This window comes from Pedobacter metabolipauper (assembly GCF_004362715.1).
Taxonomy (GTDB): domain Bacteria; phylum Bacteroidota; class Bacteroidia; order Sphingobacteriales; family Sphingobacteriaceae; genus Pedobacter; species Pedobacter metabolipauper.
In genome coordinates, this window is the sequence record NZ_SNYC01000003.1 from 1,022,105 (window position 1) to 1,044,889 (window position 22,785).

Consider the following 22,785-nt stretch of genomic DNA (forward strand, 5'->3'; position numbering starts at 1 on the left):
TAAGTTACTTCATAGCTTCCAGAAGCGGGGTACTGTCATGGAAGCTCATCTCAGAAGATATCTTTCCATCTTTATTAAATGAATGAAAAATAACCTCAAAAAATGTAGCTTGTTTTTTTGTTTTTTTATTAACGACTTTAACCACCCACCAGGATTGCACAGTAAATGGATCATTGGTATATTCCAAGGCGTCCGGATAACCATTTGGCGTTATAGATACAATTTCCCATTCATTAGCAATATATCGCCAACCAGCTTTTATACTGGCAATTCCCTTAGTCTCTGGTGCACCGGTGCCAAAAGCATACGCAGTATCGGCATAATACTTAACCATACCTATGGTATCCATTTTGGCCATCATTCTTTCTAATGATTCCACAATGGTGATGTAAGGATGTTTTTTGTAAATGGTTCCATTTTTCTCAATGGCTGTTTGTGCACTGGCAGCAAAAGAACAAACCATCAGGCTGATAAAGATTAGTTTTTTCATTGTTTTTAAGTTTAAGTTTGATTCTATTATTGTATTATTTGGTTCAATAGGTATGCAGGGCCAATTGGTAATTAGTTACACAAAAATATCTCTGACAAATTGAATTATGCCTATACTTATGGGTAGTTTTAAATATTTGAACCATTTTTCGAGTGATATTTAATCAATCATTATTCATCCTTATATCTTATCATGAGATATTTCCTTTTCAAGTATAAATTTTATATTTTCGATTAACTTAACTACGTCAATGTGACTTTATTACCTAAATCAACGCTACTCTCCATTTTATTTCTTTTAATAACCATTTCTTGCCATGCTAATAAATCATATTCCATAACTTACCACCATTCCAACAGAAATATCGATCTAAAAAAGGTTAATCTTCTGAATTTCCAGCCACTGTCCAATCCTCATCAATTGCCTGTTATGGACAACAATGGACCTTATCTTTTTAAGATCAGCATGCCTGATAAATCATCAACAGAAGACTGTATCCTACTGATAGAAAATGAACATTTAGATACGGTAGAATTATATAAAAAACAAGCTGATTCTCTTGTACTACTGGCGGTAAAAGGGAATAGTTTTAGTCATGACGATAGCCGGTCTGGCTTTCCTGAATTCAGGTTGTCTGGAAATTTAAAAGAGTACTATATAAAAACGACCTTTAAAAAAGATGTCTCTTTTACAGTTCAGATCAATACTTTGGCAGCTGTAGATAAAATGATCATTAAAGTTTTCTTCTTACTGGGCCTATATTACGGGATTAGCCTGATGTTCTTTTTCCTAAACTTATGCTTATTCATTTATCTGAGAGACAAGAGCTTTATCTATTACTGCGCATTTCAATTATTTATTGTATTGTCTATTGCATACGCCGATGGACTTCTAACTTTTATAACTCCGGGTCCATGGATGTTGAATCATGCAGACATCCCCTTACATCTAGGCATGGCCATCAGTGGTTCTCTATTTGCGCACACTTTTTTAACAACAACATATCTGCACAAGAAGATCTGGATTGTTGCCGGTATCTTAACCCTTATACTGATTTCGTTTACATTGAGCATCATCTTTAATAACTATTTTCTTTTTTTAACCGGAGAACTGGTAACTTTTATAGTATTATGTTTTTACTGGGTAGCAGGGTTACTTCAGTTTAAAGTGAATATTTATTCCCGGTTTTTTGTTATCGGATATGGCGCTTTTCTCATTTTTGCGATAGATTATTTTATTTTAAGGAAGTTTGGCATTTTTTACCTGGATGTATATTCCGGACAGATTAAAACAGGAAGTATAATAGAAATGCTGGTATTAACCATTGCCATTATTTTTCGGATAAAAACCTTAAGGGAAGAAAACCTGCACTATCGTTTGGAAATAGATCAATACATGCGCCGTGTATTTCAACTTCAAACTGAAGCCACTGAGACAATAAATGATCTTTTTAGAAAAGTACAGCTGAAATATAAGCTTAGCGACCGGGAAATTGAAGTGCTGCATGGAATTACAGATGGTTTAACCAATAACCAGATTGCAGATAAGATCTTCTTATCCACAAGCACCATTAAATTTCATACCCGGAATATATTTGAGAAAATGGAAATTACCAACCGGACCCAGGCTTTAGGGCGGCTGCATGAACATTAGTTGGACTTAGAAGCTTTAGATTGGTTTATTCTCAGTATAGGTATCGATCTGTTCGCCGATAAGATCCAATAGTTCTTTAACAATCAGTCCTTCTCCACACCAGAATCGACCTTGTTTACCTGTTTCTGTCCACACAGTACCGATAGAAGTATGTTGGTCAAACAGTTCATATTTCGGTTCTTCACGGTCTGGAATAACCAATAGCCTTTCTGGTTTACCCTCAATAGACAACTCAATATTAAATGGTTCCCAGGGTTCTTCAATTTTGCTCATCTGATTTAAAATTACTGGTAATGTATTTGATTATTTTATTGAAATTTAAACTTCTTTACAATAAGTTCCATTTCTCAAACCTATCTTATTATTGCTCTTTTTCGATACCAACATTTAGTCTTCATAAAAGTTTTATAATTTCTTTAGTCAGGTTCATTTAACACCAATTAATGCACCTATAATTAATTGATCTTAAAAAGTTTATAAGCGTATTCCAGCACATCTTGGCATTGGCTTTGCTTAATACAACTCGAGAAGCGGGGAAATATCACTTATGAAAAAGAGCATTTATATTGTAGAGGATAATAAGGATATTGGTTATATATTACAATATTTTTTAAGTGATGAGGGTTTTGATGTATATCTTTTTGAAACGGTTTCTGAATTTTATGATGCACTTTCTACAAAAGTCCCCGACCTATTTATGGTGGATGTGATGCTTCCTGATGGTGATGGACTTGTGGTGTGTGAAAATATCAAAAACATACCAGAATGTATGAAAAAGCCCGTAATCATGATGTCGGCAAATTTCCCTGCTGAACTAATAAGGCAGGCTTCCTGCGCCGATGACTTTATTCCAAAACCTTTTGATCTGTTTCAAATTCTAAAAAGGGTTAACGACTTCCTGGAAGTTGCCTAATAGCAAGTACACCGCACTGGAATTCATCAACCAAAAATAAGTTACTTACCGCTACTTCTTAGCAAAGCTTCCAGGTAATAATAATCTGCATAATTTATAGGTACATCTACTTCTGAATTTGCGGGTCTGTGGCCTGTACTGTGTTCCAGTATAAACCCATGATTTTCTCCTGGTTTACTGGTATAACTTGTGTTGAGGCTATTCAATATCTTATCAGCAGCACTTCGATATCCTGCTTTCACATCATATTTATTCAACTCGTAAAGTGCCGAAGCCGTTATTGCTGCCGCAGAAGCATCACGGGATACATTGGGTATTTTAGGATCATTATAATCCCAATATGGAATTCCATCTTTAGGAATGGATGGATGAGTGAGTATATACCGGGCAATACCTTTGGCCTGAGCCAGGTAGGCGGGATCTTTTGTTTCGCGATAACACATGGTAAAGCCATAAAGAGCCCAGGCCTGTCCCCTGGCCCACGAAGAAGCATCGCTATAACCCTGGGCCGTTACCTTTTGAAGTACCTTGCCGCGATCAGCTTTCTCAACGTTCTGCTGATTGCTGCCGGCTTTCTCAACGTTCTCAACCAGTTTTGTATCATAGTCAAGCACATGCCAGCTACTGAAATCAGGCCTAAAATGGTTCTTCATGGTGGTATTGGCATGGGTAACTGCAATTTTATAAAAAGAACTGTCGCCGCTTAATTTTGTGGCCTCGAATAAAAGTTCCAGATTCATCATATTATCAATAATTACCGGGTATTGCCACTTATCGTTATTATGGTCCCATGATTTTATTACCCCCGCAACAGGATTAAACCGCTTTGAAAGAGATTTTGCAGCCTGAATAATCACAGACCGATATGCCGTATCACCAGTTAAACGATACCCATTTCCAAATGGGCAATAGATCATAAAACCCAGGTCGTGGGTTCCTGTGTTGAATTGTTCTTTCTTAATTTTTTCGGTGTATGTTCTCGCGAGTTTCAGCCACTTTTCATCTTTGGTATAGGCGTACAGGTACCACAGCTCAGCAGGAAAGAAGCCACTGGTCCAGTCTCTGGAATTTACCATCTTAAACTTCCCATTTTCAACTGTTCTTGGAGAAACCAGGTTCTTCTGCATGGCCAATGTATCTGATCCTATTTCTTTAACCAGCACTTCCATTTGCTTTGCTGCATCGCTGAATGCTTTTTTCACATTTACTTTTTGTGCCTGTACAACACTGAAGTTTATCATCATCAGCATACCAGCTATCAATTTCTTTATCATAATTTTACATATTTGGCCTGCATAAGCCAGGAGACTTACGCAGGCTTTAATTTATGGAATTTTATCGAGTGCAGGAACATTTGTTTCATAGCCGCTATATCCTTTGTTCTGATTGATGTGGCCTTGTGTGTTGAATCGCTGGGCACTGATTGGCACCGGCCAAAGTACATGATATGGAGAGATCCGATATTTCACACCCTGAAGTGTGGGCACTTCATTTTTATAGAAATCATTCTTCTCCATAATGCGGTCATAGAAAAAGTTGGCGTCTGAGAAAGCAGCCATGGTATATGTTTTTCCATTGTAGGCCTGCTTGCCGGTAAGTGCAAAAATATAAGCCATCCGGGTAAGCTCAGTTTTCCGTGGTTCTTCCCAATACAGTTCCCTGGCACGTTCATCTAAGATGGTTCCGATGGTTATGGCATTTGCATCAGTTAGCAGCGCAGCATTGGCCCTTGCCCGTACCACGTTAATATCATCCATCGCCAGCCCCAGATTACCTTTCCAGTACTGCGCTTCTGCACGAAGCAGATACGTTTCTGCTGCCCTAAAAATATACCAGTCTGTATTGGTACCGCGCGGCGGGGTCCAGTATGGATCGGTGGCAAGGGCATTGGTAGAATTGATGAATACTTTGTAATGCGGCCAGCCAAACCAATGGCGGATCGTGTCTAAAGCACCATTCTGAAACCTCGCCGCCACATTGCTGCTGTTATAGTCTACCAGCGGTTTGCCATATAACGCTTTATCTGCTGCGTTGGATGAGGTCTTTAATGCCGGGTTGTTGTATACCAGATCGGTCATATCCATCCACATTCCTTTGGCATGGCGGTAATCGGTATTGTCTGTCCAAATGTATTTAGTGCTGTAGGGTGTACCGCGGTACCGTCCTATTCCGCGTCCGTACATCCTGGTAAGTGGAATTTCAGCCGTAGCTGCATCCGTTATGGCAGTTGCACCAGATGGTGTTTTTACATTTGCAAAATGCCATGCAGGAACGGTATTGCGCATTAGCTGCGAACCATTTGCTGTAAATCCCTGAAGTGCTTCCCTGTCAATAACCAGGAATATGGATTCTTTGTTATTAGGAATAGATTTATTATCCATTCTATGCAGGTCCCATACTACATTTTTAGTGGCATCGCTTGCTGTACTACCAAAACGGGTAGTCATTAATCCATATTTACCCGTATTGAGCACATTATTGGCAGAAGTGATGGCGTCGTCAAATTTACCAAGGGCAAGATTAACTTTAGTGAGCAGGTGACTCACTGCTCCTTTAGTAACCTGTCCGCGGTTCACATTGTCGTTAAGTACACTTTCTGCAAATTCAAGATCTGATTTCATTTTGGTTAAGATAACTTCACGTTTTGTAGAGTAAAAATCATCCCTCGGACCATCAAGATCTTTCAGTAAAAGAGGTACGTCACCAAACTGGTGTACCAGCCTGTAGTAATGATATGCCCGGTAAAAATACGCAGAGCCCAGTATCACATTCTTTTCTGCATCAGAAGTATATGTTGGCCGGTCTATGTTAGAGATAACGGTATTGGCGAACCTCACCCCTCTGAATTCTTGTTCCCAGTACCATCCGATCTTATTAAAATCATCACTGTTTAGATTGGCATCTGGTGTGATGCGTGTGATCAGATCCTGAGCTGGCGTGCTCTTATCGGTTGTTCCTTCTACTGCAACATCAGAAAAGATAGACTCTGTGAGCATGGGGGCAGCATCACCAAAAAACTCCTGCCTTACATTAGCACCAAGGGCATTAAGTCCTCCCCTTAATGCCTCCACATTATTCAGGGACTCTGGTGAGTATTGCGAGAGCTGATCAGAGTCCAGAAATTCTTTTTTACATCCGCCTGCAGCAATCAGCAAGGCTGATAAAATGCATATGGCAAGTTTTTTAGATATATTATTCATTGGAATATATTTAAGTTGATAAAGGCCTGTGTGTTTATAAGGAAACATTCAGACCGAGGGTATAATATTTTGGTGTTGGCCCATCATTCTGCGGATCCCAATAATTCCAGTCTGGCGCATATACTGCAGCATTGTTAACATTCATGTATAGCTTAGCCCCTTTGATATTAATCTTACTGATCCAGCTTGCCGGAAGCGTATAAGCAAGGGCAACGGTATTTAACCGGATGAAAGAATTTTTTCGATAGGTACCGAAACTTGTTCCGCTTAAGCCAGAATTGAGCCTTGCATAATCATTGATTGGGTTTTCTGCAGTCCAGTATGGGATAACGTAAGAAGTCTGACGGGCAAAACCAACACTGCCCGGCTGGTTTTTTGCCTGATCAAATCTTTTATATTGTCCCCAGTTTGAAAGCAGCTGAAATGAAAAGTCGAAGCTTTTATAGATATTGAATTCATTTCTTAGTGCCCAGGTAAACCTTGGGTTGGTATAGCCCAGAAATTGTTTATCACTATCATTATAAACGTAATTTCCATCTACATCTTCCAGTTTAAAATCTCCAGGTTTAATACCCTTATTAAACTTATTTGCTTCTTCCGTTTCATTTTCCTGCCATACACCAAGCACCTTATATTCCCAAATTACATCGATATCTCTTCCAATAAACCAGCCATTACCCGGATCATCTGCAGGTGTAGCGAGTTTTACGATCTTATTTCTATTGAGAAAGAAATTTAGGCTGGTATTCCAGGTGATGTTACCTTGCTGAATATTGCGGCTGTTCAGATTAAGTTCCAGTCCCCTGTTATCTACCCGTGCAAGATTGGAGTATACGTTTAAATATCCGCTTACATTGGGTATAGTTGGTCTAACCAGCAGATCTGTGGTCTTCTTATTATATACATCAACAGAGCCGCTGATTGTACTGTTTAAAATACTGAAATCCAATCCCATATTGAAGGATGCAGTTTGCTCCCACCGCAAATCCGGATTTCCCATCCTGGTGCCAATCACTACGGTGTTTACTTCAGATGCTGCACCACTTCCATTAACCGTCTGGTACTTGCCTACGGTTAGTTGTGTAAGTGCTGCATATGGATCTACTGTTCCATTATCCGGATTACGCAAGTCCCTGTTGCCGTTAATACCGTATGAAAAACGAAGTTTACCATAATTTAACCAGGTAACTGGTTTGAGAAATGATTCTTCTGTAAATGTCCAGGCTATTGCTGCTGCCGGAAAGTTGGCTCTTTTCGAATTAATTCCAAATACAGAATATCCATCCCTGCGCACAGAAAGCGTAAGGTTGTACCGCTGCATAAAGCTATATCCTAGTCTGGCCATCAGTGCATCGCCTGTATAAACCTTATCTTCGCTGTTCACCGTTGGTTTTATTCCGCTGGCTACATTGTGATATCCTAAAACATCACCGGGAATAAAACCTTCGTTTCCTGCTTGTGTCCACCAGGTTTGGTATTTTTCTGCGTTGGCCAATAGGGTCACATCCAGGTTGTGTATCCCGTTAAACGTCTTATTCCATTTCAATAAGTTATCCACCTGCCAGTTATAGCGTACCTCATTGGCCCTGGTTACTGAACCACCCGGTGTGGTTACATTTGGATTTTTTGAAGAACTGTGGTTAAACGTACGGTACATATCTATACCCGGACTAAAATTGAGCTGGTAGGTAATACCAAAAGGAAGTTGTGTACGGGCAAACAAACTTGCAAACAATGTATTTTGCCGGTCAAACCTATCGTTATAGGTCATGTTTAGAAATGGATTTCTAGCATTTAACCCATTGTCATCCGTCGGGATCCGTCTTAGCGTACCATCGGCGTTATACATATCCCCATAGGGGGATAAATTGATCAGCTGTGCCCAGTCGGCTTCAATTGCACCTTCATTCCGGTCTGCATATTGAAGATTTAAGCCTACGGTGAGGAATTTTGCCGCTTGTCCCTCCAGGTTAATCCTGGAACGGAACGTGCTGAACTTACCCCCTTTAATGAGGTTTTCATTATCCTGATAACCGATTGACATGTAATACGTCAATTCATCTTTTTTACCGCCCATGCTTAAGGTATGGTCCTGTCGAATTCCCTTTCTAAAGATCTCATCATACCAGTTCACGGTTTTACCTGCCAGGTAATTCGCCTTTTCATTTGCAGTAAGTCCGAGCCTGTTTAACCACAGATCCACAGGATCGCCATTTTGGTTGTTTAACCATTGGGTGATCGTTACTCCTTCCGGCAGATTTCTGGGATCATTGTACAAATAAGGTGCGGTTGAGCCTCCGCTGCGCATTACATCTGCACGCCAGTTTAAAAACCCCTGCGGATCATAAGGGCGCATATCCTGTGCCAGTGAAGCGAAACCAAAATTAGTATTGAAAGTTATGGCAGGCTTATCGCTTCTTCCTTTTTTTGTAGTTATGGCGACCACCCCTGTTGCTGCCTTAGCTCCAAAAACGGCTAGTGAACTCGCATCTTTTAATACATCTACAGATTCGATGTCATTGGGATTGATGTCAGAAAGCTGCCCGTTATAAATTACACCGTCCAGTACGATCAATGGTGATGTACCGGCGCTAAGAGTTGTCTTCCCGCGTACCAGCAAATCTCCGCCACCTTTAGCGCTCGTATTCAGGCTCACGCTCAAACCAGCTATGTTGCCTCTTAGGATGTCCGAGACACTTTGAGGATTTTCATTTTCCAGCTGTGTTGCTTTAACACTCGATATAGATCCCGTTACGTCCTTTTTTTGAGCGGTTCCATATCCGATAACCACTACTTCAGAGAGTCCTTTGATGTCATCAACCAAGGTAACATCGATCTGGATCCGGTTGTTTACCGGGACCTCCTGCGTAGTAAAACCTACTGCAGAAAAGATTAATACACCATTTCCGGGTACTGAGATCACATAATCCCCATTTTGTCCGGTCGATACACCGTTCTTTGAATTTTTAAGTGTGATGGATACCCCTGGTAACGGTATTCCATCTTTGTCTTTTACTACACCTTTTACAGGTCGATCCTGAGAACGTACTTGTGAAGACTCCTGAATACGTTGCTCTAAACGCTCTTGAGAACGTTCTTGAGAACGTTCTTGAAAGCGCTCTTGAGAATGTTTCAGATAACGCCCTTGAATACGCCCTTGAAAACGTTCTTGAGAACGTTCTTGAGCATGTTTCAGAGAACCTTGCCGGGCAACAGATGCCAGGGAAGATGTAAGTAAAAAAACAATTAGCAGAGTAATTCTTTTTTTCATTTCTATTTGGTTAGAATTTAAATAATGGGATAAAACTATTCGATTAATAGGATATAAACAAGTAAATAAAACCCATAAATAACTGATAAACAAACAGATATAATTATTTTAATACGTTATAACCACAATGACAAAATGCAGGTTGTTGCTGATTACTAAACCATTACGCAGCTTGCCATTTTCTAACTGATACGGTTAAAAAACATTAAAAAAATATTAAAAAAAATGATCACGGGATTGTGATCATTATGGAAATGAAGCTAGTTTTCAAGAACGAGCTTACTCCAGCCATCGGCGCCTGTATCTTTTAAACTCTTTTTCTTATCTGAAAGAATCTTTTGCATTTTACTATTGTACGCCCAACACGTACTCTGGCGAATTAGCAGCAGTTCGGAAAGTTTATGAGAAGAGATCTTGCCTTTAGTAGAATATACTAAAAAGAGCATATAAAACCCTTTATTAATTGGGATCCTGCTATTCTGAAATATAGTATAGGCAATCACAGACTCATCATAACCACATTTGGTACAGCGTCTGCTATAAGGCAGATACCCGGCAAGGTACTGATGATTGTTACATTTTCTGCAGCTGTACCCATTTGCCCATTTTAACTCAGACAGGTATTTGAAACACGTTTCCCTATCTGGATAAATCTTACTGAATTCTGTAAAGTCTACCTCGTTAGACATGACCCTGGCCCTTGTTACCTTCTCAATATTCAGATGCAGTTCCTGATTGTCTTTTTCAAGCATGGCATTCATCATAGAGATCTCTGCATTCTGCTCTTCAATAATGGCTGCTTTATCCATCACCTCTTTCGTACGTGCATCTACCAGTTGATTCAATTCTTTGTTAAGACTGTCTTTCAGCTTTTCATTGATCTGCAGCTGATTAATAATCTTCCGCTGTGCCCTGTCTTTCTTCTTTCTCAACGTACGGATGCTTTCTCCAATGGCAAACGAAACCAGCACCATCTCTATTACAAAACAAATGCTCAGGCTATAATAGGTAATTGGACTGTATGGCAGCCATCTAAGCAGCAACAGGATCTTTATGATAAAGCCAAGCACTAAAAAGCTATATCCAATCACAAAAAAACGGGCAGGCTTGTATTTGGCCTTAAGGATATAAATACCAGTTCCATAAGCCACAAGCAGCGGGATAATTTCGATAAGCTTATAGCTGAACAGCTGTTTATCAAAAAGACATGCGATAAAAAATAGCGTTCTTACTCCGATTACTGCCCAAATTAGTTGATACAATTTTGGTGCTTTGGCCTTTACGTACAGAAAGTTAAGGGTAAACAGCAGGCCGAAAACACTGCTTAGATACAGTGCAAAGCCAAATCCGTAATTGTTCCACCAGGGATGATCCGGCCAGAGGTATTGAAAGGCAATGCCATCATTTGCCATTTCATATAAGCCAATGCTTAAATTATATAGCACATAATATAGATACTGCTTTTGACGGATGGCAAAGAACATTAAAAGATTGTATAGCCCAAAAACGATGACCATACCATAGAACATTCCAAAAATGAGGTATTCCGTTAATCCGTATTTAATAAACCAGTGGATCTCTCTTAAGGCAATGATAACACCTACAGATTGGGATGATTTTAGTTTGACGTAATAGATGAGTTCATCATTGGATGGATTACCCAGCGCATAAGTAAAATTCTTATGGGCATATTCCCGTTGATTAAATGAATATTTTGTTCCAAAATAGTGGGCAGTATAACCACCGGAGATGTCTGGTACGTAAAGATGGATGTCGTAAATAGATTGATCGTAAAACTCCAGGATCCAGTTCTTTGCAGATGCCCTTTTGTGTTTTATTTTCAGCCGGTACCAGTAGGAAGAATTCGGGTTGTAATTTTTAGGGGTGTATTTTTTATTGATCTGGAATTTAGAAGAAAGATCTGGCAATAGGACATCGGCAATTGTGAGGGCATTGTTTTTGTCTTCCAGGTATTCAATCTCCCCATAAGAAAAGATGTGATGTTCAACCTGGTCATTAATGATAACGGGCTGTTGGGCACTGCTCTTCTGAATAAAGATATTCAATAATAAAAAGGGTATTAACAGTACTTTAAGCAGATTAATCATTGATAAGTCGTTCAAAATCAAGAATCCGAATCCGGATGCCTGCACATTACTTTAGTAATATGGGTTATAAATATTTGGCTGTATAAATTTAAATTAGTTTTCTGTTAAACAATAGATTTTTCTAAAAAAATGCCAGCGCAACTTGTAACCTATAATTTCTTTAGCTATCTTAAACTTAATTATTCACTATGCAAAACAAAGAAACCTGGGCTGTAGAACAACTGGCTATCCTTGAAAACAAAACTTCAGCACTAACTGAAAAAGAAAGAAAGGCACTTGGTGCAGATTTTATAGCGGGAGCACTCCAAAAGGTTCCGGTAAAGATCAATAATCAAACAGAATTAGAAATTTTTCAGTCGGAAACTGCCCAATTAATCAGTCAAATTCCGCTATTGAATACAACTGGCAGGATCAGTGACCCTGTATTTTCGAAATTATTATCTGCTTACAAAGCGTCAATACGTAAAAAGTACAAGCTTGTTGCCAAAGGGTATTACATGATCATGTGGATGCCACTCGGCGTAGCCATTAGCTTATCATGGGGAGTGGCATTAGGAAATATTGCGTTGGGCATTCCACTTGGCATTGGCATTGGTATGGCAATCGGTGCTGGCCTCGACCGGAAAGCCGAGAAAGAGGGAAGAGTTATTTAATGATACAATGCCCGCTCAAAAAAGTATACCGGTAAATAATCGGAATATTGGTATCAATTACGATTAAATAAAATCCGTCAATGATTATTGCTAATGTAAACGTTTACAGTTATAATCAACAGTAAGACGTTTAGTACTACACTAGTAAAATCATTGACGGATATATTAGCTATTAAGGCTGACCGTTACCACCAGCAGCTCCATAGATCTGTCCGGTAGAAAAACTCGCATCATTTGCTGCAAGCTGAACATAGATAGATCCCAATTCTGCAGGTTGTCCCGGTCTTCCTAGTGGGGTATCGCCTCCAAAACCTTTCAGTTTTTCCTGTGTTGCGCCACCGCTTACCTGCAAAGGCGTCCAGATTGGTCCGGGTGCTACACCATTTACACGAATTCCTTTTGGTCCAAGCTGCTTAGCCAGAGATTTAACATAACTGGTTGTAGCCGCTTTAGTTTGTGCATAATCATAAAGCTCTGCCGACGGATCTGTGGCCTGTACAGATGTGGTACCGATAATTACCGAGCCTGGTTTTAAATGGGGCAATGCGGCTTTAATGATCCAGAATGGTGCGTAGATATTGGTTTTTATGGTCCAGTCAAATTGTTCCGTAGATATATCCATGATCGATGGATGGGTTTGCTGACGGGCAGCATTATTCACCAGGATATCCAGTCCGCCAAGTCCTTTAACTGCATCCGCTACCAATTTTTTACAAAACGATTCATCACGAAGATCGCCTGGAATCGCTACCGCTTTTCTGCCGGCCGCCCTAATCAGTTCAACAACTTCTTTTGCATCTGGTTCTTCATCCGGAAGGTAATTAATAGCTACATCGGCACCTTCGCGTGCATACGCAATGGCTGCGGCTCTTCCCATTCCAGAATCACCTCCTGTAATTAAGGCTTTACGTCCTGCTAAACGTCCGGATCCTTTATAAGTTTTCTCTCCATGGTCAGGACGGGGATCCATCTTGCTTGCTAAACCCGGCCAGGGCTGTAGCTGGCCATTAAAAGGTGGTTTAGGATATTTCGTAGTTGGATCTTCTAATATTACTGCAGATACCGGTTCAGTATCTGACCATTTTGTTGCACCAAAAACCGGTGCTGCAGCTACAGCGGCAATACCTGCACCTATTCCACCAATGACTTTACGTCTGCTGATTTTACTTTCATCTTTTAAACTTTCCATAGTACTATTATTGTAGATTGACAATAAAAGAACAATCATAAAGCTGATGCAGTTTTGGTGGTAAATACCTATTTTAAGGAAACAGACTACCTATTATGCCACATTTTTATGGTTTTTTGCAAGTTTTTTTATTTTCCTAACCAAATCAGTTATATCAAATGGCTTTTCCAAAAAGATATCACATCCATAGTCGCCAAGTGATAATAATACTTTTGAAAAGGCTGAATAAATGATTACCGGTATATGATTAAATTTTTCGTGTTGTTTGATCTGACTGCATAATTCTCCACCATTTACTTTAGGAAGCATGTAATCCAGCAGCACCACATCAGGTTTAAACTCATTTACAAGTGATAAAATATCTGATGTATCTGAATAGCAATTTATAATATAACCTTCATCTGTGAAGATTTGAACAAGAATTTCGGTTAAAGATTCATCATCCTCGATAATCAGAAGATTTAAACGATCACTTTTGCTATTTTTCTTAGAAATCTTTTTCATACTAAGGGATTCTAGTATAAATTTAAGATCTCTTATTTTAATCAGCACCCGTTTTTATACTGGTTTTATGCAGTAAAATACTGGTTATTAATCATCAATATGCTTTCTACATTCAATTGGTGTAATATATTACCTGCCTTCAATCTCAATATCATATTTACTCAAAAGTCCAACTACACCAGGCAATGAAAACCTGGCCTTCTTGATCCTGTTCAGTTCCGGATCAATTGAATAGTTAAATGAGCTTCTAAAATCCGTCTTTTCCAAGATAGTGCGGTCAAAAGTTGCCATTAACAAATCACAATCATCAAATACAGCAGCAGACAGGTCACATTCTGTAAAGTCTGCTTCGTGCAGCTGTGAATTCTTAAAATGAGATTTTTTCAATTTCATCTGGAAAAAAGAAGAATGATTGAGCAGGCATTTGTCGAAGCTAAAAGAAAGTCCGAATACATTGCAGTTTTCAAACCGCAGCCCCAACATTTTACAATCTTTAAATACAACATCAGATAACCTGGTCTTAACCAGCCTCGCCATACTCAGATTGCAGCCGGCAAATACACAGTTAGAAAAAGTAATTCCAGAAAGATCAGCCTCGTAAAAATTGCAGCTGCTAAAGGTACAGCCATCATATTCTCTGTCAGCCAGTAATTCTTGTGTATAATCTATTTTTGTAAATGTTTGGTCTGCAATATAATCGGATCCCATTTGTATAATATGCGTATAATAGTAAGTGAGGTACAAGGTATACATCTTTAATAAAATTTAATAATTTACTATAAATTAGTTGCAAAGGGTATTCAGCACTGTTTTGATTGCTATAGGCCTGCTTTTCCTGCTGCCCAGTAGGCCTGTGTTTTAATCTGCTTTGAAATTACACCACGCATCTTTAAAGCCTTTCTAAACTGCTGTACAGATGCCGCATTACCAGTCAAATAAAAAACCCCGCTTTCAAATGCATCCGGATGGTTGTGCTGCAGATCATCTAAACAGGCAATCGAATTTTGTGCAGGATTTTCTGGCGATTTAAGCACCGCTTTTACCTTTAACCCCAGCTGATCAATAAGTATGAAATTTTCAGGATCAAGCTCCAGTATACCCATGTATTGCTGATGGGTACGGTTTATTTGATCTGCAAAATTGTAGTAAAGGCTTAAAGTAGTTTCATCGCCAAAAAAGAAGTGGTTCTTTTTGTCGCGATCGAGCATTTTATGTCCGCGCGGAGGTATCATTTTAAGATTTACTCCCGGCTTAAGATCATCTGCAAACCGACTGCCCGGACCAGCTCCGTGTAAATGGAAAATGATTTCAAGTACACCATTTTCCGGATCAAATGAACAGGGCGTATAATTACGGTGTTCGGTATCGCTTACCCTTAAAGACACCGCTTGGCTGGGGTAAAAATCTGTCTGGGTAAAATCACCGGTAAAGGATATCTTTTTCACCGACGGACTTAAATATTGTGTTGAACTTACGGTTACGGATAGGAATTTTGAAGCCAGCAAATTTTCTATTGCATCTCCAACCCATTTAGGCACTTTAGGCATCTTTTTCTGGTTATGTTATTTGATGAACAAAGTAACAGTAAACCAGAACCTCAAACAATGAAGAATTCTACGTGATGTGTGGACTATTTGCGGTATTCCTGTCGAAACTGCAATGGCGACATGCCAGTAGTCTTGCCGAACAGACGTATGAAATAAGTGGTATCCTGGTAACCCAGATCATGAGAGATCTCTTTAACGGTATTATCGGTATAAAACAGCCGCCGCTTAGCCTCAAGGATTATTTCATGATGAATCCAATAGCTAACGGGGTGGCCGGTTGTATCTTTTACCACCTCGTTTAGATAGGAAGAAGAGATATTTAAGAGAGATGCATATGCTGATGGACTTTTTATAACCCGGAACCTGGACAACAGCATACTTTTAAATTGCCTGGTAATTGAAGTACTGCGTAATTCGGCCTTAGGTTGCGGTGGTTCTCCCTGCTCGTAAGCGACGGCAAAAAGGCTTATGCAAACATCAAGCATAGAACGGCGTGTCTGGTCATTAAAATAATCCTGCTTGCTTTCATAAAGTGCAGACAGGAGCTGAAGGCTTTCTTCAAACAGCCGGGCCTTGCTGGTATCTAAAGGAATTGCTTGATTTCGTGTTGAGCCATCAAAAACGGAACGAAAGGAATCCAGAACCCAGGAAGTGTCTACCGCTAAAAACCATGCAGTAGTTCCTATTGCATAGATACCATGGTGTACCTGACCTGGAATAATACATAAAATGGCACTACCACTAGCTTCAATCTCTTGAAAATCAATTATTAATTTACTCCTGCCGGTTTTCTGCCAGAAAAAGATATAATTGTCATCTCTATGGGCATGGTTTATGACATTACCCTCCAAATCAATCTCCTTAATTTCATGGATCTCAAATGCGGCCACTCCCCTTTCCTGTAAAGTATGTGTTGGTATTTGGGATGATCTTTTCATAAAATTATATTGGCCTACCTTATGGTTGGATCTATTTTTTGGAAAATTATAAAATACCTTTCAATTTGCTTAAGAATCTCCTGCTTATTTTCAATTAACGCTCCGGTATCCCATTTATGTATGGTTTTTTCAAAAATAGATCCGTTCCTGATCTGAATTGCGCAGATAAAAGCAGTGTTGGTCTGCAGGTCATGATAAAACAATTCTTCTCCCTTGTTTATGAGTCTAATCTTGTAGTGGTCAACGGTATTGTGTTCGATCATGATGCCCTCACTCATATCCGTCTTTAATTCTTTAAGGTATTCTAATTCAGTTGAATTCATCAATTTATTCTGTTAAACCCACTTTAAATGTATGTAAATCACATTCAATTCGATAAAATACTAAGTTTTTAGCTTATATTAGCCATACCAACCAAACTAAATTCATGAAACACCCGTACAAATCCCAGCTTCTGCTAAACCTGAAGGCGCATTACCGTGATCCAAGCTGGCGTACTGTTACTTTTTTTGATTCTTCCAGGGACGAAATACTTTTTATAGTACCTGATGGTGAAAATATCAAGACTGTCTTCAAAAACCTCTTTAATATCCTGGATGGCTTACCTGAAATTGAACATCCGAGTGAACGGGTAGTGATCAGTTTTTGTTATAAGAATGGAGAGGGTTATTGTTCAGAATTAATCAATCCGAATAATCAGGATGAGATTAACCTCGCACTGATCGGGTATCGTCCGGAACGACGGATCAGGCTGGAGGAAATTCAGGATTATCCAATCGTTTAAAAGTAATCTTCGCGCGCTCAATACTTATTATTATACGCAACACGTTCAATGTCCATATTGCGCCATTATTTCAATGTTCTCAATGCTTTCGAGGTTCTCAACGTTCTCATGTTTTCAACGTTCTCAACGTTATTCAGATCTTTGAATTCTCAACTCCCTTGATATGAACATGCGCTCAAACCATGCATTGCCGGCTTCCTGAATCTGCAACTCAGGAAGCCAGAACAAACCAATATTATTTGGTAATGACATCAACCACGCCACCATTCTTAAACAGATCGTGTGATACAAAATAACCGGTATTCACTTTTCCATTAACTTTAATCGACGTTATCCCTCTCCCTTTTCCAGGTTTCTTCAAAGTGAGTACTTTTCCATTACCAGTATCCCATCTAACCTCATCGAATATAGGTGCAGTTACAATATATTCAGCATCTGTTGCAGAAAATGGGTACAGTCCCAACGCACTAAATACATACCAGGCAGACATTTCGCCGGCATCATCCATTCCGCAAAGTGTTAATCCTTTCTCATCTATGCCGTATAAGTTATCTAAAATGTGATCAATGATCTCCTGCGACTTCTCCGGTTTACCAATAAAGTGATAAGCGAACGGTGCTTCATGATCTGGCTGGTTACCGTGGCAATACTGGCCAACCATCGTTTCTACATTTCTGGCTATGTATTTTGGATTCCATGGAACTGTGAACAGAGAATCTAATTTTGCTTCAAACTTTGCCGCCCCGCCATATAATCCAATTAGTCCTTTCATATCATGAGGTGCATAAAACGATACCTGCCAGGCGTTTGCTTCGCGATACATGTATTCATAATATGGATATTGTGGATTAAAGTTTTTAACCCAATCGCCATTCTCCAGACGGCCCCTCATAAACCCGGTTGATGGATCAAATACATTTTTATAGTTCTTTGATCTTTCCATCAGTATCCTGTAATTTGTAGTATCGCCTAATTTTTTAGCCAGCTGGGCCAGTGAATAGTCGTCATAGGCATATTCCAATGTCTTGGATACCCCTGCTTTTCCTTTCGTTTCCACATGCGGTCTTTCTACATCCGGATCAGAAATATATCCTTTTTGAATGTACTCTTTAATATGGGGACGCGTACCACCTTCTATATTGGCATTTCTTAATAATAAGTCATAAGTTCCTTTAACATCAAAACCATCAATACCTCTTAGATATGCACCTGTTATAGAAGATGCAGCATGATCGCCATGAAAGAACGTAGGAATAAATCCTGTTTTATCACCGATGTCTTTCATAGACTTGATCACGTCTAAAGTAACCTGGGGCGATAAAATACCTAAAAGCACATCTTTATTCCGGTAGGTGTCCCACAGAGACGGAGTCGTGTAATAATTGAAATCAGCTTTGATCACTTTTCGCTTTACATCGGTGTATTCGCCATTCACATCGCTTCGCAATGCAGGCCACAGACAGGATCTGTACAGGCAGGAATAGAACATTTCTTTCTGCTTTTCTGTGCCGCCTTTTACCTGGATCTTTGAAAGCAAGGCTTCCCATTTCTGAGTTCCTTCTTTACGAATGTCATTGAACGATTTATTGCCGATCTCCTGTGCCAGGTTTTCCTTTGCATTTTCAATACTCACGTATGATAATGCAATCTGTAACTCAACCGGACCGTTGTTGCTATTGCTGATATGCACCAAAGCCAATCCCTGTGGGGTATTTTCGTTTCTCTTTTCTAATTTATCAATGGTATGATTTAAGGTGGCATAGAAATAGATCCTGCCTTCTCCGGCTTCCTGATGCCCCTGTAGTACAGAATTGCCTACCTGATCTATTTTCCAGCTGGATACCTTATTATTTGCCTTACCCAAATCAAACAGGATCTGACGATCCGTGTTATCGGTATACTCATATTTATGGTATCCGCATCTTAAGGTTGAAGTCAGGCTAACATTTACCTTATAATCTTCCAGGAAGACCTGGTAAAAGGCAGGTTCGGCACTTTCTCTTTCATGAGAAAATTTGGAACCAAATTTAGTACCTGGTTTAGATACCGGAAGTATAGGAATGTTGCACAAATTCCAATGTCCTTTATTGGTATGCGTAAATCCGTAAATAAACGTGTCTTCGTATTCATACCCCGCACCAGATCCATACTCCGTGATCGGACTCAACTGCACCATGGCATTGGGCAACGAACTGCCCGGATAGGTTAGTCCCGCCCAGGATCTCCATCCCCTTGGCAATTCATAGCCTAATACTTTTGGATCTGTGAGCGGAGCGGTCCCTATAAAAGGATTTACATACCGCGTGTAGCCTGTTTTACTCTGACCTGTATTTACTCCTGCAACTTTACATGATACCAACAGTACCAGAAGAAATAAACCCAGATTACTTTTAACCTTACTTTTCATTTTATATCATTTGTGTTCAGCAATATAAAAATAATTTTTAGGTAAGGTACCAAGCAGGTTAACTTTAGGGAATTATTTGATAGACTGCATTTTTACCAGACTCCAGAATAGCAGCCAACAGGTATAATTCTCCTGCCTGATCTTCGCCAAAGCTGGTGATCTGCCAATATCCTGCATCGTGTGATATTGATAACTTCTCCCTGTTCCATTGCGGTTTCTTTGTGTCAGTTAATGTCCACAAAGGCCCCATCCAATCTGCAAAAACATATTTACCATATAGTGCAGGAATCTTTTTACCGCGGTAAACAAATCCACCGGTTACACTGATTCCTTCAGCATGCGGATAATCAGTAATCGGATCAATTGAGTTCTTTGGATCCGGATCATTTGGGAACCGCGCATTTTCATGCAGGCCTTCCCGAATCCGCCATCCGTAGTTCCCTCCTTTGGTTACGATATCTATTTCTTCATATTTATTCTGACCAACATCACCAACAAATAATTTGCCGGATACCTTATCAAAGCTAATTCTCCATGGGTTTCTTAATCCGTAGGCATAGATCTCTGGTTTTGTGTTTGCCTTACCCACAAAAGGATTGTCTTTAGGAACCGCATAAGGTTTTTGGTTCACATCTATTCTTAAGATCTTACCTAAAAAAGTATTCAGGTTTTGTCCGTTTCCAAACTCGGCATGACGGTCGTCTCCCCCGCCACCGTCACCAACTGCAACGTATAAGAAGCCATCCGGACCAAACTTCAAGTCTCCGCCATTGTGGTTAGCCTCAGGTTCTTCAAATTCAAGAACAATCCTGCCGCTTGCTTTATCCGCAAGATCACTGTTTTGACTGGAAGCTGTAAATTCGCGGACAATACTATGGTGATTTACACCTGCTGTTTTAGGAATCCTTGAGCTGTAGTAAATATAAAACTTACCATTTTTGGAATACTCAGGGTGAAATGCCAAGCCCAGCAGCCCGCGTTCATCAGAGCCATTGCCTTTAAGTACCTCACTTTGAATATCTAAAAATGGCGTTGTTAATAAGATTCCTTTTTTAATGATCTTAATGCGTCCTTCCTGCTCTACCACGAACAATCTTCCGGTTTTATCATTTGGCTCTGCAAATGCGGTTAAGCTGGTAAACTTATCGGAGATCAGCTTTAGTTTTAACTTGATGGGTGATGCAGGTACTTGCGCCATTGCTGCAGAACTAAATATAAGCAAAGCAGTAGTAAGCGCTTTTAAAGAAGATTTAATGGACATATATGAAGTTTAAAAGATGTGCAGGTCTAAAAATAGTGTTTCATTCGGTGTAATCAAAAAAACTGCTGTCTTTATAGAGGCAGCAGTTTTTAATAGGGCATTTATATACCCTATTTTGGATTGGTAGTATTGGAGATTTTATTTACTATTTTCAATTCTCCGGTTTCCAGAACGGTCAGGTTGCCGCTTTCTTCATTAAGTAAAGACATCTGAATCCAGATCACCTTATCTTTTGTTCTGATTACATAGGTTTTGATGTCATCTAAAAGATTTGCATTAATGGAAGCTCCATAATGTTTTTCAATAAGTTCTTTATCGCCAACTCTTTTATATTCTTCGTTAGAAACCGGCACATGGTTAACCTTTACACCACCTAAGGCTAAAATAGCCTGTTCATAACTTCGCTCTACAATTAAGCTGTTAAAACGCTTACCATCGCTCCGGTCTTTTTCTATAGAAACTTTATAGCTTTTACCTTCCTGCGGAATAAGCTTACCATTGACGGCAAAATATTCTTTATCAAAATCTTTTATGTCACTTTGCCTGATCTGTTTATCAAAACCATAAGTGTAAGTTTCTGGCGGATTAAGATAAGGAAATGTACCAGGATCTTTATCGGTCACCGGGATGGATTGGATATCAAAAGTGGTATCTGCGGCACCTTTTGATTGATCTGCTTCAATGGTCGACGCTGTTGATACCGAATCCTTTCCTTCAACCGATCCGGATGTGTTTGATTTGTTTTTGCAGGCCATAAAGGCGCATACTAGTAAAACGTAAATTGCTGTTCTTTTCATTTCAATATTCTATAAAGGGATTTAATTGTAACTTTGTTCTGTTGCTCCAAGCATTACGCCAAATAATTTCCAGCCTAAGGTTTGAATATCCTTTCCATAATCGTAAACTTTTGCAGTTTTCTTTACAGTCATTTCAGCACTCGTAACCGGTCTGCGCTCTACACTGGTAAATTCATACAATACTTTAAGGTCAGATTCTTTTTTTGGATAGATCACCAGCTTCATAATTCCGCCAGCTTCTTCTACATATAGCGGATGTAAGAAATTTATGGATCGTGGCATGAGGTCTGAGCTCCAAACTTCAACCTTATACGCACCTACACCTGATGCAGAAGCAGCCTGGGCAGCAGACGCCGGTTTGCCAGCATTCTTTTCCGTATAAATACTTTTAGTACACACATACCCGGCAACAACCTCAGTTTCTTTCGTTTTAACGATATTGTATTCCTTATCCGTTAAGGTACCCGCAAATGCTTTATAAGAATTCTTATCGTCGTACGTAAAGCTAATATCGGTTTTATTGGTTCGCGACTTTACATAGAACATCCCTTTTTTAGTTCGGCTGTTGATGGTGTTTTCGCCGCTATAGGTTAGCGCTTCCATTTTTGCAGTTGCTTCATCACCTTTCATATATATCGTTGTCTTTGGAGGGAGGAGAACAAGCCCCATCATGGCGAATCCCAGTTTCTGGCTTTCTTCCTGAAATATTTTTTGGTCAGCAGCAGACATTTTATCGCGGATACTTTTCATCTGTACCTGCATGTTGCCTTTTTCAGGATCTATCTGGGCAAATACTTTTCCCATCGGACTGCCGGGCAACGATATACTTACCTTAATTACTCCTTCTGTAAAATCTTTCTCAGGAGCAATTGCAGCCTCTGGTTTACCAGAGACATCAGTTATTTGGTTGCCAGACGGAGTTTTATTGTTGGATGGTATTTTATTATTGGCTGGTGTTTGATTACAAGCAGACAAAGCAATAACCAATAGGATTGCGCTAAAATAATTCAGTTTGTTCTTCATTTCGTTTAATCAGGTTCACACCTAAAACATTGGTCTGATATTAATGT

General features: G+C 39.6%; 20 protein-coding genes. 4 read left to right on the top strand and 16 right to left on the bottom strand.

All coding sequences use genetic code 11. The annotated features are described in order from the left end of the window. Positions 1-4 precede the first annotated feature (4 nt). Positions 5-490 carry a nuclear transport factor 2-like protein gene (locus tag ATK78_RS04360; RefSeq protein WP_133574817.1) on the bottom strand — a complete coding sequence of 162 codons (486 nt, stop codon included), beginning with the start codon at positions 488-490 and terminating at the stop codon, positions 5-7. Positions 491-919: 429 nt separating this feature from the next. On the opposite strand from ATK78_RS04360, the gene ATK78_RS04365 reads away from it, so the two are divergent. Beyond that, a complete protein-coding gene (locus tag ATK78_RS04365) occupies positions 920-2,143 on the top strand; it encodes a 7TM diverse intracellular signaling domain-containing protein (RefSeq protein ID WP_133574818.1) in 1,224 nt (407 codons plus the stop codon). A 15-nt stretch (positions 2,144-2,158) separates the two neighbouring features. Here the strand turns inward: ATK78_RS04365 and ATK78_RS04370 are convergent, their stop codons facing one another. Next, entirely contained in the window at positions 2,159-2,416 is a 258-nt protein-coding gene (locus ATK78_RS04370; RefSeq protein WP_133574819.1) for a hypothetical protein, read from the bottom strand. 274 nt (positions 2,417-2,690) lie between these two features. On the opposite strand from ATK78_RS04370, the gene ATK78_RS04375 reads away from it, so the two are divergent. Beyond that, the gene (locus ATK78_RS04375) at positions 2,691-3,056 is read left to right on the top strand and encodes a response regulator transcription factor (protein WP_133574820.1); all 366 of its coding nucleotides are present in this window, start codon (positions 2,691-2,693) and stop codon (positions 3,054-3,056) included. 41 nt (positions 3,057-3,097) lie between these two features. On the opposite strand, the gene ATK78_RS04380 is transcribed toward ATK78_RS04375, so the two are convergent. The 4 genes from ATK78_RS04380 to ATK78_RS04395 all read right to left on the bottom strand — a co-directional run bounded on the left by ATK78_RS04380 (position 3,098) and on the right by ATK78_RS04395 (position 11,635). Further along, the gene (locus ATK78_RS04380) at positions 3,098-4,330 is read right to left on the bottom strand and encodes a glycoside hydrolase family 88 protein (RefSeq protein ID WP_133574821.1); all 1,233 of its coding nucleotides are present in this window, start codon (positions 4,328-4,330) and stop codon (positions 3,098-3,100) included. A 51-nt stretch (positions 4,331-4,381) separates the two neighbouring features. Continuing rightward, complete coding sequence (locus tag ATK78_RS04385) at positions 4,382-6,256, bottom strand: RagB/SusD family nutrient uptake outer membrane protein (RefSeq protein WP_133574822.1); 1,875 nt, start codon at positions 6,254-6,256, stop codon at positions 4,382-4,384. A gap of 34 nt (positions 6,257-6,290) precedes the next feature. Then, positions 6,291-9,527: a SusC/RagA family TonB-linked outer membrane protein gene (locus ATK78_RS04390; protein ID WP_133574823.1), complete on the bottom strand. Its 3,237-nt coding sequence runs from the start codon at positions 9,525-9,527 to the stop codon at positions 6,291-6,293. Positions 9,528-9,787: 260 nt separating this feature from the next. Beyond that, positions 9,788-11,635, bottom strand: a complete 1,848-nt coding sequence (locus tag ATK78_RS04395) for a 7TM diverse intracellular signaling domain-containing protein (RefSeq protein ID WP_133574824.1) — start codon at positions 11,633-11,635, stop codon at positions 9,788-9,790. A 188-nt stretch (positions 11,636-11,823) separates the two neighbouring features. Here ATK78_RS04395 and ATK78_RS04400 point away from each other — a divergent pair, with 188 nt between their 5' ends. Next, a complete protein-coding gene (locus ATK78_RS04400) occupies positions 11,824-12,288 on the top strand; it encodes a hypothetical protein (protein WP_133574825.1) in 465 nt (154 codons plus the stop codon). Positions 12,289-12,460: 172 nt separating this feature from the next. Here the strand turns inward: ATK78_RS04400 and ATK78_RS04405 are convergent, their stop codons facing one another. The 6 genes from ATK78_RS04405 to ATK78_RS04430 form a co-directional block, all read right to left on the bottom strand. After that, complete coding sequence (locus ATK78_RS04405) at positions 12,461-13,477, bottom strand: SDR family oxidoreductase (protein WP_133574826.1); 1,017 nt, start codon at positions 13,475-13,477, stop codon at positions 12,461-12,463. A 93-nt stretch (positions 13,478-13,570) separates the two neighbouring features. Beyond that, positions 13,571-13,981 (bottom strand): response regulator transcription factor, encoded by a 411-nt coding sequence (locus ATK78_RS04410; protein WP_133574827.1) that lies wholly within the window; start codon positions 13,979-13,981, stop codon positions 13,571-13,573. Positions 13,982-14,110: 129 nt separating this feature from the next. Then, the gene (locus ATK78_RS04415) at positions 14,111-14,734 is read right to left on the bottom strand and encodes a pentapeptide repeat-containing protein (protein WP_243732433.1); all 624 of its coding nucleotides are present in this window, start codon (positions 14,732-14,734) and stop codon (positions 14,111-14,113) included. A 65-nt stretch (positions 14,735-14,799) separates the two neighbouring features. After that, positions 14,800-15,528 (bottom strand): siderophore-interacting protein, encoded by a 729-nt coding sequence (locus tag ATK78_RS04420; protein WP_133574828.1) that lies wholly within the window; start codon positions 15,526-15,528, stop codon positions 14,800-14,802. A gap of 83 nt (positions 15,529-15,611) precedes the next feature. Continuing rightward, positions 15,612-16,466: a helix-turn-helix domain-containing protein gene (locus ATK78_RS04425; RefSeq protein ID WP_133574829.1), complete on the bottom strand. Its 855-nt coding sequence runs from the start codon at positions 16,464-16,466 to the stop codon at positions 15,612-15,614. Between the two features lie 14 nt (positions 16,467-16,480). Beyond that, positions 16,481-16,789 carry a hypothetical protein gene (locus ATK78_RS04430; RefSeq protein ID WP_133574830.1) on the bottom strand — a complete coding sequence of 103 codons (309 nt, stop codon included), beginning with the start codon at positions 16,787-16,789 and terminating at the stop codon, positions 16,481-16,483. A 104-nt stretch (positions 16,790-16,893) separates the two neighbouring features. Between ATK78_RS04430 and ATK78_RS04435 the strand changes: the two genes are divergently transcribed. Continuing rightward, positions 16,894-17,250, top strand: coding sequence for a hypothetical protein (locus tag ATK78_RS04435; RefSeq protein ID WP_133574831.1), 357 nt, complete (start codon positions 16,894-16,896; stop codon positions 17,248-17,250). Positions 17,251-17,485: 235 nt separating this feature from the next. Here ATK78_RS04435 and ATK78_RS04440 read toward each other — a convergent pair whose 3' ends face one another. From ATK78_RS04440 to ATK78_RS04455, 4 genes are all read right to left on the bottom strand, one after another. Continuing rightward, positions 17,486-19,657: a GH92 family glycosyl hydrolase gene (locus tag ATK78_RS04440; RefSeq protein ID WP_133574832.1), complete on the bottom strand. Its 2,172-nt coding sequence runs from the start codon at positions 19,655-19,657 to the stop codon at positions 17,486-17,488. A gap of 64 nt (positions 19,658-19,721) precedes the next feature. Continuing rightward, complete coding sequence (locus ATK78_RS04445) at positions 19,722-20,918, bottom strand: PQQ-dependent sugar dehydrogenase (RefSeq protein WP_133574833.1); 1,197 nt, start codon at positions 20,916-20,918, stop codon at positions 19,722-19,724. Between the two features lie 110 nt (positions 20,919-21,028). Continuing rightward, entirely contained in the window at positions 21,029-21,715 is a 687-nt protein-coding gene (locus tag ATK78_RS04450) for a hypothetical protein (RefSeq protein WP_133574834.1), read from the bottom strand. 21 nt (positions 21,716-21,736) lie between these two features. Then, positions 21,737-22,738, bottom strand: coding sequence for a hypothetical protein (locus ATK78_RS04455; RefSeq protein ID WP_133574835.1), 1,002 nt, complete (start codon positions 22,736-22,738; stop codon positions 21,737-21,739). Positions 22,739-22,785: the final 47 nt, after the last annotated feature.

Bases quoted from the DNA above. Each gene is read 5' to 3' on its own strand.
- ATK78_RS04360 (WP_133574817.1), bottom strand. From the start codon at position 490: ATGAAAAAACTAATCTTTATCAGCCTGATGGTTTGTTCTTTTGCTGCC.
- ATK78_RS04365 (WP_133574818.1), top strand. From the start codon at position 920: ATGGACAACAATGGACCTTATCTTTTTAAGATCAGCATGCCTGATAAA.
- ATK78_RS04370 (WP_133574819.1), bottom strand. From the start codon at position 2,416: ATGAGCAAAATTGAAGAACCCTGGGAACCATTTAATATTGAGTTGTCT.
- ATK78_RS04375 (WP_133574820.1), top strand. From the start codon at position 2,691: ATGAAAAAGAGCATTTATATTGTAGAGGATAATAAGGATATTGGTTAT.
- ATK78_RS04380 (WP_133574821.1), bottom strand. From the start codon at position 4,330: ATGATAAAGAAATTGATAGCTGGTATGCTGATGATGATAAACTTCAGT.
- ATK78_RS04385 (WP_133574822.1), bottom strand. From the start codon at position 6,256: ATGAATAATATATCTAAAAAACTTGCCATATGCATTTTATCAGCCTTG.
- ATK78_RS04390 (WP_133574823.1), bottom strand. From the start codon at position 9,527: ATGAAAAAAAGAATTACTCTGCTAATTGTTTTTTTACTTACATCTTCC.
- ATK78_RS04395 (WP_133574824.1), bottom strand. From the start codon at position 11,635: ATGATTAATCTGCTTAAAGTACTGTTAATACCCTTTTTATTATTGAAT.
- ATK78_RS04400 (WP_133574825.1), top strand. From the start codon at position 11,824: ATGCAAAACAAAGAAACCTGGGCTGTAGAACAACTGGCTATCCTTGAA.
- ATK78_RS04405 (WP_133574826.1), bottom strand. From the start codon at position 13,477: ATGGAAAGTTTAAAAGATGAAAGTAAAATCAGCAGACGTAAAGTCATT.
- ATK78_RS04410 (WP_133574827.1), bottom strand. From the start codon at position 13,981: ATGAAAAAGATTTCTAAGAAAAATAGCAAAAGTGATCGTTTAAATCTT.
- ATK78_RS04415 (WP_243732433.1), bottom strand. From the start codon at position 14,734: ATGTATACCTTGTACCTCACTTACTATTATACGCATATTATACAAATG.
- ATK78_RS04420 (WP_133574828.1), bottom strand. From the start codon at position 15,528: ATGCCTAAAGTGCCTAAATGGGTTGGAGATGCAATAGAAAATTTGCTG.
- ATK78_RS04425 (WP_133574829.1), bottom strand. From the start codon at position 16,466: ATGAAAAGATCATCCCAAATACCAACACATACTTTACAGGAAAGGGGA.
- ATK78_RS04430 (WP_133574830.1), bottom strand. From the start codon at position 16,789: ATGAATTCAACTGAATTAGAATACCTTAAAGAATTAAAGACGGATATG.
- ATK78_RS04435 (WP_133574831.1), top strand. From the start codon at position 16,894: ATGAAACACCCGTACAAATCCCAGCTTCTGCTAAACCTGAAGGCGCAT.
- ATK78_RS04440 (WP_133574832.1), bottom strand. From the start codon at position 19,657: ATGAAAAGTAAGGTTAAAAGTAATCTGGGTTTATTTCTTCTGGTACTG.
- ATK78_RS04445 (WP_133574833.1), bottom strand. From the start codon at position 20,918: ATGTCCATTAAATCTTCTTTAAAAGCGCTTACTACTGCTTTGCTTATA.
- ATK78_RS04450 (WP_133574834.1), bottom strand. From the start codon at position 21,715: ATGAAAAGAACAGCAATTTACGTTTTACTAGTATGCGCCTTTATGGCC.
- ATK78_RS04455 (WP_133574835.1), bottom strand. From the start codon at position 22,738: ATGAAGAACAAACTGAATTATTTTAGCGCAATCCTATTGGTTATTGCT.